Source organism: Candidatus Methylomirabilis sp. (assembly GCA_036000645.1).
Classification (GTDB): Bacteria; Methylomirabilota; Methylomirabilia; order Methylomirabilales; family JACPAU01; genus JACPAU01.
The window spans coordinates 1-15,388 of record DASYVA010000225.1; the positions used below are offsets into that span (position 1 = coordinate 1).

Here is a 15,388-nt window from a genome sequence, read left to right on the forward strand (position 1 = left end):
GCCCGCCCAGCATTGCACCGGTCCACGAAGAAGAGGCCCGGGTCCCCCGTTTTCCACGCGGCCTGGACGATCCGGTCGAAGACCTCCCGGGCCCGCAGGCGCCCCGTCGCGGCGCCGGTGTGGGGCTCCACGAGGTCGTACTCCCCGTCCGACTGCAGGGCCTCCATGAACCGGTCAGTGATGGCCACCGAGATGTTGAAGTTGGTGATGCCCCCGTCTAGCTTCGACTCGATGAACTCCAGGATGTCCGGATGGTCCACTCGGAGGATGCCCATGTTGGCGCCGCGCCGGGTGCCCCCTTGCTTCACCGCCTCGGTGGCCCCGTTGAAGACGCGCAGGAAGGAGACAGGCCCGCTGGCCCTGCCGCCCGTGGACCGTACCAGCGCGTCCTTCGGCCGCAGCCGGGAGAAGGCGAAGCCGGTGCCGCCTCCACTTTTATGAATTATGGCCGCTGCCTTCACGGCCTCGAAGATCTCCTCCATGGAGTCGCCGACCGGCAGGACATAGCACGCGGAGTACTGCAGGCCGTTCTCCTTCCCCGCGTTCATCAGGGTGGGCGAGTTGGGCAGGAAGATGGAATCCACCATGAGATCGTAGAATTGCTGGGCGATCGCCTCCACCTGCTCGGCAGTCTTCCCGTACTTCCCCTCCGCCTGGGCGATGCAGGCCGCCACCCGCCAGCACATCTCCTCCGGGGTCTCCAGGACGGCCTTCCCGTCGCGCGCCAGGTAGCGCTCCCGCAGGACCCGGAGCGCGGACTCGCTCCACGTCCCGGGCCGGAGCGGCCGCATGGCCGGAACCGGAGTATCCCCGTTGGTCCGCGCCGCCGCAGGCTGTGTCGCCGGATTAGGGGGCATCGGGGCTCCTCCTGCCCGGGTTAGGGCCCGGACCACCTCGTTTTCGGGGAGTTACGCTGTGGAATCGAGCCGAAGAACCTCAAGGATTAGTGCTTGCGGCGGGATTCCTATACAAGATATTGTAGCGTGTCAAGGAAAAAATTGCAAGACGAAGAGAGCCAAACATCAGTTCCGGATACGCTCGCTTCCGGTAAGTCACGAGGGGGAGCCTCCCTGGAGCGGTTGGGACGCGCTCCCGGAGGGCCGCGAGCTCCATCGGGGCCTCGCTCGCTCCGGCGGCGCGGCACCATCGCGAGGCTCGGCCCTCCCCCCCGGGCCGGCTCCACCGCCGGCTCCCGCCTCTCCCGCGCATCACGCGTGCGACCGTCGCGCCCCCGCGCAGCTCTCCAGAATACGGTTGCGCCCGAGAGGACGGTATGGCAATAATAAAAGTCCATAGTCGCTGCTGCCACGGCGGCTTGGCCGAGACCCGGAGAGCAATCTTCCGCTGAGGCGTTGATCGTCTAGAGACCCCTTTAAAGACCCCTTCCCGCTTCCAAGGAGGACCCTGTATGACCTATGTGGTGGCCGAACCTTGTATCGGCGTAAAGGACCGCGCCTGCGTGGACGTCTGCCCCGTGGCCTGCTTCTACGAGGGCGCGGACCAGCTCTACATCAACCCGGACGAGTGCATTGACTGCGCCGCCTGCGAGCCGGTCTGCCCGGTGGACGCCATCTTCACGGAGGCGGACGTTCCCGATCAGTGGAAGTCCTACATCCAGAAGCAGGTGGACTTCGTCGCAGCCAATCCGGGGGTGATACCAGCGAAGGGGAGTGCCGAGATCGGTGCCGGCGGGATGGGGCCGAACGCTGCCCCCTGGCCGCCGGACGCCGCGGCCAAGGCAGGCATGGCGGCTGCGCCCGCCGCGGCCGCCGCACCGAAAGCCGAGGCAAGACCCGCCGCAGCAGCGGCGCCCGCCCCGGCCGCCAAGGCAGAACCCAGGCCGGCTGCGCCTGCGCCGCCCCCGCCGGCAGCCGCTCCGCCCGCCCCGGCCGCCCCCCGGGTCACCGTCTCGAGGGTCGCTCCCGGGGAGGTCATGGGGCTCGAGGGGGCGCTGGCCCTCGCGGCCGAAGCCGCCGCGAACGCCGCGGCGGCGGCGGCCCAGGCCGCCGAGGCGGCCGCGGCGGTCGTCCGGATCCTCGCGGGCCAGGCGGCGGCCCCGGCTGCCCCGAGAGCGGAGGGCAAGCCGACGGAGAAGCCCGACCGCCCTAAGCCGGCCCCGCAGGCGCAGGCAGCAGCCAAGGCTGCGACCCCGGCGGCGGAGGCCGCCGCAGCCGCGCCGGCGGGGCCCAACACCTTCACGCAGGGCAAGCTCGTCCTCTACACCCTGGTGGACATGATCTCCGGGAAGATCCGGCCCGACCGGGCGGAGCTCATGCGGGCCGAGCAGGTGGCCCTCGCATTGCAGGAGGAGATCGCCCGCGCGTTGGGCAAGCCCACCTTCGAGATCCGCGAGCTGGAGCGAAAGGACATCATCCTCCGGCAGAAGCTGGAGCTGAGCAACGGGATCCTGGACTCCATCGCCAAGGTGGAGCTGCAGGAGCAGGTGAAGGCCCAGCGGGCCCGGGCGAAGGAGAGCCTGCCCGGGGGTCTCTTCGCCTTCGGCATGGCCGGGCTCTCCGCTGCCCTCGGGGTCCTGTATGCCTTCAAGTTCGTCTTCCTGGAGCCCAACCCGACGCTGCAGGACTTCCTTCAGGCCCCCTTCCGCCCCGAGGCCATCATGCCCTTCCTCGGCTTCAACACCGTCGCCGCCCTGATCCTCCCCTTCGGCCTCTACGCCCTCTGGAAGGTCCGGCGGGCCCACCTGGAGGCGGAGGCGATGGCAGCCCTGATGCCCCGGGAGTTCGGGGCGAACTCCCTGAAGGCGAAGCGGCGCAAGAGGCTGGAGCAGCTCCGGTCGCCGCACCTGGCGGCCGTCCAGAAGCTCCTGCAGGAGATCACGGCAAAGAAGAAGTGACGGACGGGGCCGGGCGGCGGGCGCGCAGGAGGAAGGCGACGGCCCCGCCGAGGCCCGCCAGCCCGAGGAGGAGGCTCAGCGTGGCCGCCACCCAGTGGACCCGGAGGGCGGCGGTCGCCCAGAGGACGGCGTAGATGTCGTGGCCACTCTCCCGCCAGGCCTGCCAGTAGGCCTCTGCGGCGGCGGCATGGTCCCCGCGCTCCGCGGCGGCCTTGGCAAGGCCGTAGAGCGCCAGCGGGTAGCGCGGATCCACCCGGTGGGCCACCGAGAAGACCTCGGTGGCCCTCGCGTTTTCCCCCGCCTTCAGATAGGCGAGCCCGAGGTTGGTCAGGATGAGGGGGTTTTCCGGGCGGCCGGCGGCGGCCCGCCGCAGGGCCGCTACCGCCTCCTCGACCCGCCCCATCTTGTAGGCGAGCCAGCCCAGGTCATTGAGGTAGGCGGGGTTGCCGGGATCGAGGAGCAGGGCCTGCCGGTAGGAGGCGAGGGCGGCCTCGAATTCCCCCCGCGTCTCGGCCACGGCCGCCCCGTATCCGGCGTGGGCGCGGGCGAGCTCCGGTTGCAGGTGCAGGGCCGCCTCGAAGGCCCGCAGCGCATCGGCACTCCGCTGGATTTCCAGGTAGACCCAGCCGATGTTCGCCTGGGCGTCGGCAGCCCGCGGCTCGGCGGCCAGCGCCGCCCGGAAGGCGGCCAGCGCCTCATCCCAGCGCCGGTCTTTCCCGTACAGGACTCCGAGGAGATTCCAGGAGATGGGATCGGCCGGATCCGCCCGGGCCTCCGCCTCGAGGGCGGCGATGGCCTGGGCGGGCGCCAGACCCCGCCCGTAGAGCTCGCGGAGGCGCTCCGGGGCGCGCGGGTGAGCCGGGTCCAGCCGGAGCACCTCGCGGAGGGCCGCCTGGGCCGCGGTGCTCTGCCCGGCCCGGGCGAGCTGCTCCGCGCGGGCAAAGGCGGCCTCGACCGGGGACTCGGCGGTGTTCCCCGGCAAGGCCCCCAGGGTGGCCGCGAGGAGCGCGACAACCGCCCCAAGCGCGATCGGCCGGCGGGCCCCCCTCATCGGACCCGCCCCTCCAGGAAGCGGCCCAAGAGGAACAGGGCCGACCCGACCCCCAGGAGCGCGAGCTCGGGCCCCATCCCGCCCTCCTCCGTCAGCCCCACGTAGAGGCCCACCAGCAGATTCCCCATCCCAAGGAGCTGCAGGGTCCTCCCGGCCATCCACACGGGTGATCCTCCGGGCCGGCTCTCGCGGGGGTGCCGGCCCCGCTGCGGCGGCCGCCGCGCACAGGGGCGGCGCGCCTAGGCGGCGATGATCTTTTTCTCGAAGCGCTTGGCGGCCACCAGCAGGAGCATGAGCCCCATCCCCACCAGGACCAGCGCGTCCGCCCACAGGTGCACGAGTCCGGCCCCGCGCAGGATGATCCCCCGGGTGATGTTGACGAAGTACGTCGCGGGCACGCCGAAGCTCAGCAGGTAGAAGGGGAGAGGCATGGTCTCCCGCGGGAAGATGTACCCGGAGAAGAAGATGCTGGGGAGCATCGTCATGAGCGCGAGCTGCATCGCCTCCGCCTGCGAGTGCGCCTTCGTCGAGATCAGCATCCCCAGGGACAGCGCCACGAAGAGGTACGGGAGGGAGAGGGCGAGGAGGAGGAAGACGTCGCCGTGGATCGGGACCTGGAAGACGGTCCGCATGAAGAACAGGATGGCACACAACTCCAGGAACCCGATCGCGAAGTACGGGGCGATCTTCCCCAGCAGGAGGCCCAGCGGCCGGACCGGCGTGACGAAGAGTTGCTCGAGCGTTCCCCGCTCCTTCTCCCGGACGATGGAGAAGGCGGTGAGGAAGGTGGTGACGAACAGCAGGAGGACCGCCATCAGGCCGGGCAGGAAGAAGTTCGGGGAGCGCGAGTCCGGATTGAAGAGGAGTTTGGGCCGGACCTCCACGGGCAGGGCCTGCCGCGGCAGAAGCAGGCGCCGAAGGGACTCGTCGAGGCCGATGGCCCCGGAGACGTTCAGGGCCTGGGCCGCCACCGAGGAGTCGGACCCGTCGATCAGGACGAGCACCTGGGCGGTCTCCCGGTCGAGCAGCCGGGCGGAGTAGTCCACCGGGATCTTCACTCCCACCTTGGCCCGCCCGCCGACGATCGCTTCGTTCAGCTCCCGGTCCGAGGAGACATAGCCGACCACGCGGAAGGTGTCCGAGTTGCGCAGCCGGTCCACCAGCTCCCGCGCCTCCCGCCCCCCGTTCTCGTCGTAGACCACCGTCTTGATCTGGCGCACATTGGTGTCGATGGCGAAGCCCAGGATGACCATCTGCAGGATCGGCATGATCAGGGCGAAGAGCAGCGCCGTGGTGTCGCGGCGGACGTGGAGGGATTCCTTGTAGAGGACGGCGCCGAACCCTCGGAGCAGGTTAGGCATGGGCTGCCTCCCGCTCCGCCTGCCGTTGGAGCGTCAGCTCCACGAAGACGTCTTCGAGGCTCGGGGCCAGGGGGCGGATCTCGCCCACCCGGATCCCCCCGCGGGTCAGCTCCGCCTGTATCGCCGCCAGGTCGACCTGCTCGTCAACCAGAGCATGGATTGCCTGGCCGAAGACCGTCGCGTTCCGGATTCCCGGGATCGCCCGGGCCAGCCGGAGGGCCCGGGTGATCTCGGGGGCGGTGATCTCCACCCGGCGCGCCCCGGGCGGGTTGACCTCGGGCAGGGCCTTCAGCGCCTCCGGGGTCCCGTCGGCGATCAGCCGCGAGAAATAGATGTAGGCCACATGGCTGCAGCGCTCGGCCTCATCCATGTAGTGGGTGGTGACGAAGAACGTGATGCCCTGCCCGGACAGCTCGAAGAGCAGGTCCCAGAGCTGCCGCCGGGCCACTGGGTCGATCCCGGCGGTCGGCTCGTCCAGGAAGAGGATCCGGGGCTCGTGGAGCATGGCGCACGCCAGCGCCAGGCGCTGCTTGAAGCCCCCGGAGAGCCTGCCGGCCTGCCGGCCGAGGAAGGGCGCGAGCCCGTTCAGGGCAACCACCTCCTCCACCCGCCGGCGCAGTTCGGCCGGGGAGAGGCCGTAGATCCGCCCGTAGAACTGGAGGTTCTCCGCCACGGTGAGGTCGTCGTAGAGGCTGAACCGTTGCGACATGTAGCCGATCCGCTCCCGGACCCGTTCCGCATCGGTCCGGACGTCCAGTCCATCCACCCAGGCGGCGCCGCCGCTCACCGGCAAGAGGCCGGTCAGCATCTTGATCACCGTCGTCTTGCCGCTGCCGTTGGGCCCCAGGAAGCCGAAGACCTCGCCCGGCTCCACGCGCAGGGTCACCCGATCCACGGCGGTGAACTCGCCGAAGCGGCGCGTCAGATTCTCCGTGCGGATGGCAGCCATCTCAGCGCTCGAGGAGCTTCACGTCCGCGGCCATGCCGGCCCGGATGCGCTGCTCCCGGTCATGAATGCGGAGCTTCACGCCGAAGACCTGATGGACCCGTTCCTCCCGCGTCTGCACGTTGCGGGGGAGGAACTCGGCCTTCTGGTTGATCTGCTCAACCTCGGCCGCGAACACCTGGCCCGGGAAGGAATCCACGCGCACCTCAGCCTGCTGGCCCACGCGCACGTGGCCGATGCGGGTCTCCGGGATGTAGATGCGGACGTAGAGCTGGTCCCGCTCCAGCAGCGTCGCGATGGGCGTGTTGGGAGGGACCAGGTCTCCCGGGCGGACGTCCAGCACCTCCACCATCGCGGCAGCGGGGGCCAGCACCTCACGCTCCCGGTGGCGGGCCTGCGCCTCGCGAAGCGCCGCCTCCGCCCGGGCCACCTCCGCCCGGGCCGCGGCCACCTCCTCCACCCGGAAGCCCCGCTCCGTCCGCTCCCGGACCGCTTCGGCCTGGTCATAGCGCGCCTGTGCCGCCGCGACCTGTTCGGCGCGGAAGCCGCGCTCCAGCTCGGTGAGCCGCTGCTCAGCGCTCTGGAGTCGCGCGACCGCCATCTTCCAGGTGGCCTCGGCGTCGTCCTGCTGCTGCCGGGAGACCGCCCCTTCAGCCGCGAGCTGCTCCGCGCGCCGGTAGGTCCGCTCGGCGTTCACCGCCTCGGCCCGCGCCCGCTCCACGTCCGCCCGGGCCTGCGCCACCTGCTCGGAGCGGTACCCGCTTCGGGCCTCTTCGAGTTCGGCCCGCGCCCGCGCGGCGTTCGCGCGGGCTTCGGCGATCTCCTCCGGCCGGTAGCCGCGCTCCATCTTCTGGAGATTCGCCCGGGCTTCCGCCACGGCCGCCCGCGCCTGCTCCACCGCCGCCAGCAGCTCCTCGTCCTCGAAGGTCACCAGGGGGTCCCCGGCCGCTACCTGGTCGCCCTCCCGCACGTGCACCGCGAGGACGCGCCCGCCGATCTTCGACCCCACGGAGATGTTGCGCGCCTCGACCGTCCCCGAGCCCTCCAGGCCGTCGCCGCGCCCGAGGGCGCCCAGATAGACCCCGACGCCTGCCGTGACCACGGCGGCCGCTGCCAGCGCGGCGGGCCATCTCCACGTCATGCGCGGCTCCCCCGGGCGGCGATGCCGGCCCAGAACAGCTCGAAGGTGGGCTCCAGCCACCCGGCCAGCCGGGAGGGTGGGTGCAGCGCCCACAGGAGGATGGCGCCGAAGAAGGTCTGCTGGAAGAGGCGGGCCAGTTCCGCCGGGTCGCGGTCGCGGCGAATCTCGCCCCGCCGCTGGCCGGTCGCCACCCGTTGCGCCAGCAGCCGCCGGCCCCGCTCCAGATTGCGGCGCATGAGCTGGCGGACCGGCTCGCTCGACAGGTTGGCCACCAGCAGGCTCCGGACCAGCGCCGGACTGCGTCCCGGCTCCTCCGCGAGCGCGTAGAGGAGCCGGCGGAATGCCTCGCGGGCCGGCTCCGCGTCGTGCGGGGAGGCGCCGAGGGCGGTGCGAAGCCTGCGGAGCTGCATCTCGCCAAAGCCGGCCAGGACGTGTTCCTTGCTGGGAAAGTAGTTGAAGAAGGTCCCCTTCCCCACGTCGGCCGCCTCGGTGATCTGCTCGACGGTGGTGGCAAAGAACCCCTGCCGGGCGAAGAGGCCGAGGGCCGCCCGGAGGATGCGGGCCCGGGTCTCCGCCCGGCGGCGGGCGCGGCGGCTGAGGGGGAGGGGACGTCGGGGGGCCGTGGGAGGCGTCGGGGATGCCAGGGGCATCGGTTCCTCCATATATGACCGTGACTCATACATGACCATAGGTCGCATACGGAGGTGTGTCAAGAGGATTTTTCCCCCGGGGCTCCCCGCCGCCGTCCAGGCAGGGGAAGCGACGAGGGGTTCGGGCCTGCTGCCGCGGGATCGCGTCGGAGAAAGAGTCGGCTCCGCAGATGCGGGCGGGGCGCCGGCGGGCGCGCGCCTACGGCTTGCGGTAGTGCTGGTAGTAGAGGTGGGCCGGGCTGCCTTCCGCGTCCCTCCCGGCCTCCCACTTCTCCCGGAAGGGCGCGTGGGGGGGGTGGACGTTCCCCCGGAAGGCATGGGTATGCTTGGCGATGTAGTCCTTCCACTGCGCGGGCACGTCGCTCTCCGCGAAGATGGCATCCACCGGGCATTCCGGCTCGCAGGCCGCGCAGTCGATGCACTCGTCGGGATGGATGAGCAGCTGATCCTCCCCCTCGTAGAAGCAGTCCACCGGGCAGACGTCCACGCAGGAGTGGTCCTTCACGCCGATGCACGGCTCGGTGACGATATACGTCATCGCATTCCCCCCGGCTTCCGCCAGGGCTCGCATGCTGTGGGTCGCGCTCCTCGCTCGGGAGGCGTCACATCATGCCGAGTTCCAGCTTGGCCACCTCAGACATCCGGCTCGGGTCCCACGGGGGATCCCAGACCACCTCGACCTTCGCGTCGGTCACGCCAGGGACGGCCCGCACCTTGTCCCGTACTTCCCCGGGGAGCGAGCCCGCTGCCGGACAATTAGGCGAGGTGAGGGTCATCCGGATCCCCACTGCCCCCGAGGGCTCCACCTTGACCTCGTAGATGAGGCCCAACTCGTAGATGTTGACGGGGATCTCCGGATCATAGCAGGTCCGGAGCGCCTCAATGATCTGGGCCTCGAGGAGCGCGCTGTTCATGTTGGTGATGTCCATGGGCACCCACTCGGCCCCGCGGGGCCGGCCCCCTGCGCGCCGGTTCGACGGCGGCGGGCCTATTCCGTTGAGATTCTCTCCCCCCTCCCCTCCAGCGCGGCGCGCAGGGTGTGCCACGGGAGGGTGGCACACTTGACCCGAACCGGGAATTCGCGCACGCCGGAGAAGGCCGCCAGCTTCCCCAGTTGCTCTGGATCGAAGGCCGGGTCCGGCTCGCCGGCGACCATTGTGTGGAAGGTGTGGAAGAGGGCCTCGGCCTCGGTCTGGGTCTTCCCTTTCACGCTCGCGGTCATCAGCGAGGCGGAGGCCTTGGAAATCGCGCATCCCGACCCTTGAAAGCTGACGTCGCCGATCACCCCGTTCTCCAGCCGGAGGTAGAGGGTGATCTGGTCGCCGCAGAGCGGATTGTGCCCCTCCGCGGTGCGGTTCGCTCCCTCGAGCTTGCGGAAGTTGCGCGGCTGCCTGTTGTGGTCGAGGATCACCTGCTGGTACAGCTCGCGCAGGTCCGACATCAGCCGAACAGCTCCCGAACCTTGTAGAGCGCCGCCGCGAGGGCGTCGATCTCCGCCTGGGTGTTATAGAAGGCCAGCGACGCCCGCGCGGTGGCGGGCACCCCGAAGCGCTGCAGCACCGGCTGGGCACAGTGATGGCCCGTCCGAATCGCGATCCCCTCCTGGTCGAGGATCGTGCCGACGTCGTGCGCGTGGACGCCGTCCACCACGAAGGCGAGGATCCCCGCCTTCTCCTGCGCCGTCCCAATGAGCCGAACGCCTGGGACCGCAGCCACCCGCTCCGTCGCGTAGGCCAGCAGCCCGTGCTCATACGCGGCGATCCGGTCCAGGCCGATGCCGGTCAAGTACACGATCGCGGCACCGAGACCGATGCCGCCGGCGATGTGTGGGGTCCCGGCTTCGAACTTGAACGGGATCACATTATAGAGGGTCTTCTCGAAGGTGACCGAGAGGATCATGTCCCCGCCGCCCTGGTACGGCGGCATGGCCTCGAGGAGGGGGGCCTTGCCGTACAGAACACCGATCCCGGTGGGGCCGTAGGCCTTGTGCCCGGAGAAGGCGTAGAAGTCGCAGTCCAGCGCTCGCACGTCCACGGGGAGGCGGGGCGCCGCCTGGGCCCCGTCCAGGAGCACCGGGATGCCCCGGCTGTGGGCCAGCTCGACGATCCGCCTGACCGGGGTAATCGTCCCCAGCGCGTTGGAGACGTGGACCAGCGCGACGAACTTCGTCCGGGGACCTAGCAGCCGCTCGTACTCCTCGAGGACCAGCTCTCCCGCGTCGTTGATCGGCGCCACGCGCAGGGCCGCCCCCGCCTGCTCGCAGACGATCTGCCAGGGGACGATGTTCGAGTGGTGCTCCATGGCGGAGATCACGACCTCGTCCCCCGGCCTCAGGCCCGGACGGACGTGGCTCTGGGCCACCAGGTTGATCGCCTCGGTCGTGCTGCGAACGAAGACGATTTCCCGCGGCTCGGCGGCGTTCAGGAAGCGAGCCACGGCGGCCCGCGCCCCCTCGTAGGCCTCCGTGGCCCGCTCGCTCAGGAAGTGGATCCCCCGGTGGATGTTCGCGTTCTCCGCCCGGTAGTACCGGGTGAGGGTGTCGATCACCCCCTGCGGCTTCTGGCTGGTGGCGGCGTTGTCGAGGTAGACCAGCGGCTTGCCGCGGGGCGTCTCCCGCAGGATCGGGAAGTCCCGCCTGACCTTCTCGACGTCGAATCCGGTCAGCCCGTCCGGGGGAACCTTCTCCCTGAGGGTGCGGCCGGCGGTCGTCATCGGACCTCCTCCAGCAGTCTCCCCTGAGGCAACCACTCCTTGACGAGCGCCCCCAGGGTTCTGCGGATGGGCTCAACCTTGATGCGCTCCAGGCTCTCGCTCGCAAAGGCGAAGAGCAAGAGGGCGCGGGCCGCCTCCTCCCCGACGCCGCGAGAGCGCAAGTAGAAGATCGCGTCCTTGTTGATCTGGCCGATGGTGGCGCCGTGGGTGCACTTCACGTCGTCGGCGTAGATCTCCAGCTGGGGCTTGGTGTCGATCTGGGCGTCCTCGGAGAGCAGCAGGTTCCGGTTGGTCTGCTTGGCGTCGGTCTTCTGTGCGTCCTTGTGCACGATGATCCGACCGTGAAAGACGCCCCGCGACTGGCCGTCCAGGATGCCGTTGTAGAACTGCCGGCTGTCGCAACGCGGGCTCACGTGTTCGACCCTCATGTAGTTGTCCATGTGCTGCCGGCCCGTTGCCAGGAACAAGCCGTTGATCAGACAGTCCCCCCCCTCTCCCGCCAGGATCGGATGGATGTTGTTCCGCACCAGCGCCCCGCCCACCAGCACCGAGTGCGACGCCACGCTGCTGCTGCGGCCCTGCTGGATCCGGAGGGTGGAGACGTTGAACGCCTGCTTCCCCTCCCGCTCGAGGAGGCAGTGGCTCAACACGCTCCCCTCGCCGGCCACCACTTCCGTCACCACGTTCGAGAAGGAGACCCCCTCGCCGAGCGAAACGTAATCCTCCACGAGGGTCGCCTCACTGCTGTCCCCCGCCACGATCAGGTTGCGCGGGTGGGTCATGGTCGGGGCGGCGGTCGTGGTCGAGACGTACAGGAGGTGGACCGGCTCCTCGAGCACCCTTCCCCTGGGAATGTGCACGAAGGCCCCGTCCTCCATGAAGGCGGTGTTGAGGGCCGAAAAGGCATCGTGGTGGTAGTCGGCGTACCGGGCCAGGTGGGGCTCGAGGAAGCCCGGGTCTGCCGAGAGCGCCTGGGCGAGGCTGCCGACCGTCACCCCGTCCGGCAGCGGCCGCCCCGAGGACAGCCGCGGGGCATAGCGGCCGTTCACGAAGACGAGCCGGGTGCATGCCAGGCCCGGGAACGTGAATGCCTCAATCGCGCGGGGGGCCACCTCGACGCGCTCGTCCCGGGCGAGCCCGAAGGGGGTCTGGGCGATCGCCGCGACGCTGGTGAACCGCCAGTCCTCATCCTGGGTGGTCGGGAAGCCCAGTTCGGCGAACCGGGCGATCGCCGCCCGCCGGATCGGATCCAGCCAGGATGGACCGCCGGCGCCGGCCTCCCGCTCGAACCGGGCGAACCGGTCCAGGTAGCTGTTCTGCGCTTGCGTCCCCGCCGTCACCGTCTCGATCCGTCCCGTTTAGTGCTTCGCCGGCCCGGTCCGGGCCTCCGCCTCGACCCAGGTGTAGCCCCTCTCCTCGAGCTCCAGGGCCAGTTCCTTGCCCCCCGATCGGACGATCCGGCCGTCCACCAGCACGTGCACGGAGTCGGGGACGATGTAGTTGAGGATCCGCTGGTAGTGGGTGACGACGATGATGGCGCGCTCCGGGCTCCGGAGCGCCTCGACGCCGTTCGCGACGATCTTCAGCGCGTCGATGTCCAGGCCGGAATCGGTCTCGTCCAGGATGGCCAGCTTCGGCTCCAGCACCGCCATCTGGAAGACCTCGTTCCGCTTCTTCTCGCCGCCCGAGAAGCCCTCGTTGACCGAGCGGTGCAAGAGGCGCTCGTCCATCCCGAGGAGCTTAATCTTCTCCTTGACGAGTGCGAGGAAATCCATGGCGTCCAATTCCTCGAGGCCGCGGTGCTTCCGGATCGCGTTGAGGCCCGCCTTCAGGAAGTAGGCGCTGCTGACGCCCGGGATCTCCACCGGGTACTGGAAGGCCATGAAGACTCCCTCCCGGGCGCGATCCTCCGGCGCCATGTCCAGGAGGTTCTTCCCCTCGTAGAGCACCTCCCCCTCGGTGACCTCGTACGTCTCCCGCCCGGCCAGGACCTGCGCCAGCGTGCTCTTGCCCGAACCGTTCGGGCCCATGATCGAGTGCACCTCGCCAGCGTTCACCTTCAGGTCAATCCCCTTCAGGATCACGTGGTTGCCGACCTTCACGTGCAGGTTTTTGATCTCTAGCATGCCGTATCCTTTTGGCGAATCGTTGAGGAGGCGTTCAGCCCTTCCCCGGTCTGCTCCTGCCAGCCCAAATCTTCCGCGGACTTAGTGTATCACCACGGCCGGCTCGCTGTCCAGGGAGGCCGCATTCGCGATGCTGATCCGCGCCGCGAGGCGGCCCGCGACCTCGTGGAACGCGCCGGCCACGGGCGAGTCTGCCCCGTCCAGCGCCACCGGCCTGCCCTCGTCGCTCCTCACCCGGATCCGGACATCGAGCGGAATCTCGCCCAGGAACGGAATCCCGGCCTGCTCGCCCGCCTCTCTGGCCCCGCCGTGACCGAAGATGTCCTCCCGCTCCCCGCAATGCGGACACCGGTAGAAGCTCATGTTCTCGACGATCCCCAGGATCGGCACCTTGAGCTTCTTGAACATCAGGATGGCCTTGGAGGCCACCTCGAGGGCCACGTCCTGCGGGGTGGAGACGATCACGGCACCGGTGAGGGGAACCGTTTGGCACAGGCTGAGCTGCGCATCGCCCGTGCCGGGTGGCAGGTCAATCACCAGGTAGTCCAGCTCCCCCCAGTCGACGCGGCCGAGGAACTCCTGGATCATCTTGTGCAGCATGGGTCCCCGCCAGACCACGGCGTCGTTCTTGGGCAGGAAGAACCCCATGGACATGATCTTCACGCCCTGGACCAGGGGCGGGACGACCTTCCCTCCCGGGGCGTGCTCCAGGGCGCCAGCGGCACCCATCAGCTTGGGGATGCACGGGCCATACACATCCGCGTCCATGAGGCCGACCCTCGCCCCCGTCCGCATGAGCGCCACGGCCAGGTTGGCCGCCACGGTCGATTTCCCGACCCCCCCCTTGCCGCTGGCCACCGCGACCGTGTTGCGGATTCCCGGAAGGGAATGCGGCTCACGGGCGTGGGAGGTCGTCACGCGAGCGGCCATGGCGACCTCCACCTGCTCGACGCCGGGGAGCGCGGCCACCGCGCTGCGCGCGGCGTCCTCCATCTGCTGGCGGGCCGGGCAGGCGGGGGTCGTCAGCTCAATGGTGAACGCGACCTTCCCCCCGTCGATTTTCAGGTCGCGGATAAACCCGAGGGACACGATGTCGCGGTGCAGGTCCGGGTCCCTGACGGTCGTGAGCGCCCCCAGCACCGCCTGTTCCGTGACCATCTCTACCTCTCCTCCCCTCAGGCCGCTCCGCGAGGCTCCGCGCGGCGTCACCATTCCAGCTTGGCGAGGTCCCGGGCGAAGCAGGAGGCGATGAGCCAATCCAGGGCGACCCGGATCCTGTTCTTCCACCCGATCAATTTGGCGAGGAAGACCGAACGCCACAGGAGCCAGGCGGGCAGGCCGGAGAACGCCAGGCCGGCGATCTCCCCCACCCCATCCCCGGCCCCCAGGGAGACCAGGTCCCCGCGGTGCCGATAGACGAAGGGCTCCTTGCTTCCCCCCCGCAGTTCCCGGGCGAGGTTGCGGGCCACGGAGCGGGCCTGCTGGACGGCCACCTGCGCCGTGGGGGGGAGGGGGGCCTGGAGGCGGGGATCCCAGCAGTGGGCGGCGTCCCCGATGACGTACACGCCCGGGAATGGAGGCAGCTCCAGGAACGCATTCACCGCGGCGCGCCCGAGCTTGTCCTTCTCCACGGGCAGGCCTTCCACGACGGGGTTCGCCCGCACCCCCGCCGTCCAGATGATGGTCGCCGCCGGGAGCATCTGGCCATCGGCCGTCTCCACCCCAAGATCGCTGACCCGGACGGCCGGCGCGTGCAGGCGGACCTCGATCCCCTTGCCCTTCAGCTTCTCCAGGCCCAAGGCGGCCAGGCGGTCACTGACGCACGGGATGATCCTCCCGGTCGCCTCGAGGACCGCCACGCGGGCCTCCCGGACATCGAGCCGGGGGTAGCACCGGGCGAGCGGGCCGTGAATCAGGTCCCGAATCTCCGTCGCCAGCTCCACCCCCGTGCAGCCCGCGCCGACCAGGACGAAGGTGAGGAGCCGGCGCCGCCGCTCCGGGTCCCCTTCCAGGTCGGCCTGTTCGAACATTTCCAGGAGGTGGTTCCGCAGCCTGACCGCGTCCGTCAGGGTCTTGAAGGTGAAGGCCCGCTCCGCGGCCCCCTGGACGCCGAAGGTGTTGGTCGTGCTCCCCAGGGCGATGACCAGGAAGTCGTAGGCGACCTCCCCCCGATCGGTGAGGACCTGCCGCCGCTCCAGATCGATCCCCCGCACCTCCCTCCGCTCAAACGTGGCCCGCCGCCTGCGGCCGAGGGCGCGGATGGGCCACACCACATGGCGCGGCTCGACGCTCCCCGACGTGACCTCGTGGAGCATGGGCGAGAACAGGTGGAAGTTGCGCGCGTCCAGCAGGAGGATCTCCGAGCGCGCTTCCCCGCGGAGCCGGCGCTCCAGCTCGAGCACGGTGAACAACCCGCCGAAGCCGGCCCCCAGAATGACCACCCGCCGGGTCGTCATCTCGCCTCCGCCCGGAAGCTGAGCCCGCTCCCGGCGCCGGCGGCCAGCGCGGCCAGCACGGGATGGGCCGCGTCCGCAGCAGCGGGGGAAA

14 protein-coding genes and 2 pseudogenes are annotated in these 15,388 nt (G+C 70.0%); 1 reads left to right on the top strand and 15 read right to left on the bottom strand.

Going from position 1 to position 15,388, the window contains the following annotated elements:
- The coding region (locus tag VGT06_12980; protein HEV8664035.1) for a ribonucleotide reductase N-terminal alpha domain-containing protein at positions 1–791 on the bottom strand (791 nt) is incomplete at its 3' end.
- Between the two features lie 617 nt (positions 792–1,408).
- Between VGT06_12980 and VGT06_12985 the strand changes: the two are divergent.
- A pseudogene (locus VGT06_12985) lies at positions 1,409–1,612 on the top strand (ferredoxin family protein).
- Positions 1,613–2,834: 1,222 nt separating this feature from the next.
- Here VGT06_12985 and VGT06_12990 read toward each other — a convergent pair.
- The 14 genes and pseudogenes from VGT06_12990 to VGT06_13055 all read right to left on the bottom strand — a co-directional run bounded on the left by VGT06_12990 (position 2,835) and on the right by VGT06_13055 (position 15,297).
- Positions 2,835–3,905: a tetratricopeptide repeat protein gene (locus VGT06_12990; protein ID HEV8664036.1), complete on the bottom strand. Its 1,071-nt coding sequence runs from the start codon at positions 3,903–3,905 to the stop codon at positions 2,835–2,837.
- Positions 3,902–4,063, bottom strand: coding sequence for a hypothetical protein (locus tag VGT06_12995; protein ID HEV8664037.1), 162 nt, complete (start codon positions 4,061–4,063; stop codon positions 3,902–3,904). Before VGT06_12995 ends, VGT06_12990 begins: the two co-directional genes overlap by 4 nt.
- A gap of 81 nt (positions 4,064–4,144) precedes the next feature.
- Positions 4,145–5,266, bottom strand: a complete 1,122-nt coding sequence (locus VGT06_13000; GenBank protein ID HEV8664038.1) for an ABC transporter permease — start codon at positions 5,264–5,266, stop codon at positions 4,145–4,147.
- Positions 5,259–6,215, bottom strand: coding sequence for an ABC transporter ATP-binding protein (locus VGT06_13005; GenBank protein HEV8664039.1), 957 nt, complete (start codon positions 6,213–6,215; stop codon positions 5,259–5,261). Before VGT06_13005 ends, VGT06_13000 begins: the two co-directional genes overlap by 8 nt.
- Position 6,216: 1 nt before the next feature.
- On the bottom strand, positions 6,217–7,353 hold the full coding sequence (locus tag VGT06_13010) for an HlyD family efflux transporter periplasmic adaptor subunit (protein ID HEV8664040.1): 1,137 nt from the start codon (positions 7,351–7,353) through the stop codon (positions 6,217–6,219).
- Complete coding sequence (locus VGT06_13015) at positions 7,350–8,003, bottom strand: TetR family transcriptional regulator (protein ID HEV8664041.1); 654 nt, start codon at positions 8,001–8,003, stop codon at positions 7,350–7,352. Before VGT06_13015 ends, VGT06_13010 begins: the two co-directional genes overlap by 4 nt.
- A gap of 322 nt (positions 8,004–8,325) precedes the next feature.
- Positions 8,326–8,541 (bottom strand): annotated as a pseudogene (locus VGT06_13020) (ferredoxin family protein).
- A 64-nt stretch (positions 8,542–8,605) separates the two neighbouring features.
- The gene (locus VGT06_13025) at positions 8,606–8,932 is read right to left on the bottom strand and encodes an SUF system Fe-S cluster assembly protein (protein ID HEV8664042.1); all 327 of its coding nucleotides are present in this window, start codon (positions 8,930–8,932) and stop codon (positions 8,606–8,608) included.
- A gap of 59 nt (positions 8,933–8,991) precedes the next feature.
- Positions 8,992–9,444 (bottom strand): SUF system NifU family Fe-S cluster assembly protein, encoded by a 453-nt coding sequence (locus VGT06_13030; GenBank protein HEV8664043.1) that lies wholly within the window; start codon positions 9,442–9,444, stop codon positions 8,992–8,994.
- On the bottom strand, positions 9,444–10,715 hold the full coding sequence (locus VGT06_13035; protein HEV8664044.1) for a cysteine desulfurase: 1,272 nt from the start codon (positions 10,713–10,715) through the stop codon (positions 9,444–9,446). Before VGT06_13035 ends, VGT06_13030 begins: the two co-directional genes overlap by 1 nt.
- Complete coding sequence (gene sufD / locus VGT06_13040; GenBank protein HEV8664045.1) at positions 10,712–12,055, bottom strand: Fe-S cluster assembly protein SufD; 1,344 nt, start codon at positions 12,053–12,055, stop codon at positions 10,712–10,714. The genes VGT06_13035 and sufD overlap by 4 nt, the downstream gene beginning before the upstream one ends.
- An 18-nt stretch (positions 12,056–12,073) precedes the next feature.
- Positions 12,074–12,841 carry a Fe-S cluster assembly ATPase SufC gene (gene sufC, locus VGT06_13045; protein ID HEV8664046.1) on the bottom strand — a complete coding sequence of 256 codons (768 nt, stop codon included), beginning with the start codon at positions 12,839–12,841 and terminating at the stop codon, positions 12,074–12,076.
- Positions 12,842–12,922: 81 nt separating this feature from the next.
- A complete protein-coding gene (locus tag VGT06_13050) occupies positions 12,923–13,999 on the bottom strand; it encodes an Mrp/NBP35 family ATP-binding protein (protein ID HEV8664047.1) in 1,077 nt (358 codons plus the stop codon).
- 47 nt (positions 14,000–14,046) lie between these two features.
- Positions 14,047–15,297 carry an NAD(P)/FAD-dependent oxidoreductase gene (locus VGT06_13055; protein HEV8664048.1) on the bottom strand — a complete coding sequence of 417 codons (1,251 nt, stop codon included), beginning with the start codon at positions 15,295–15,297 and terminating at the stop codon, positions 14,047–14,049.
- Positions 15,298–15,388: the final 91 nt, after the last annotated feature.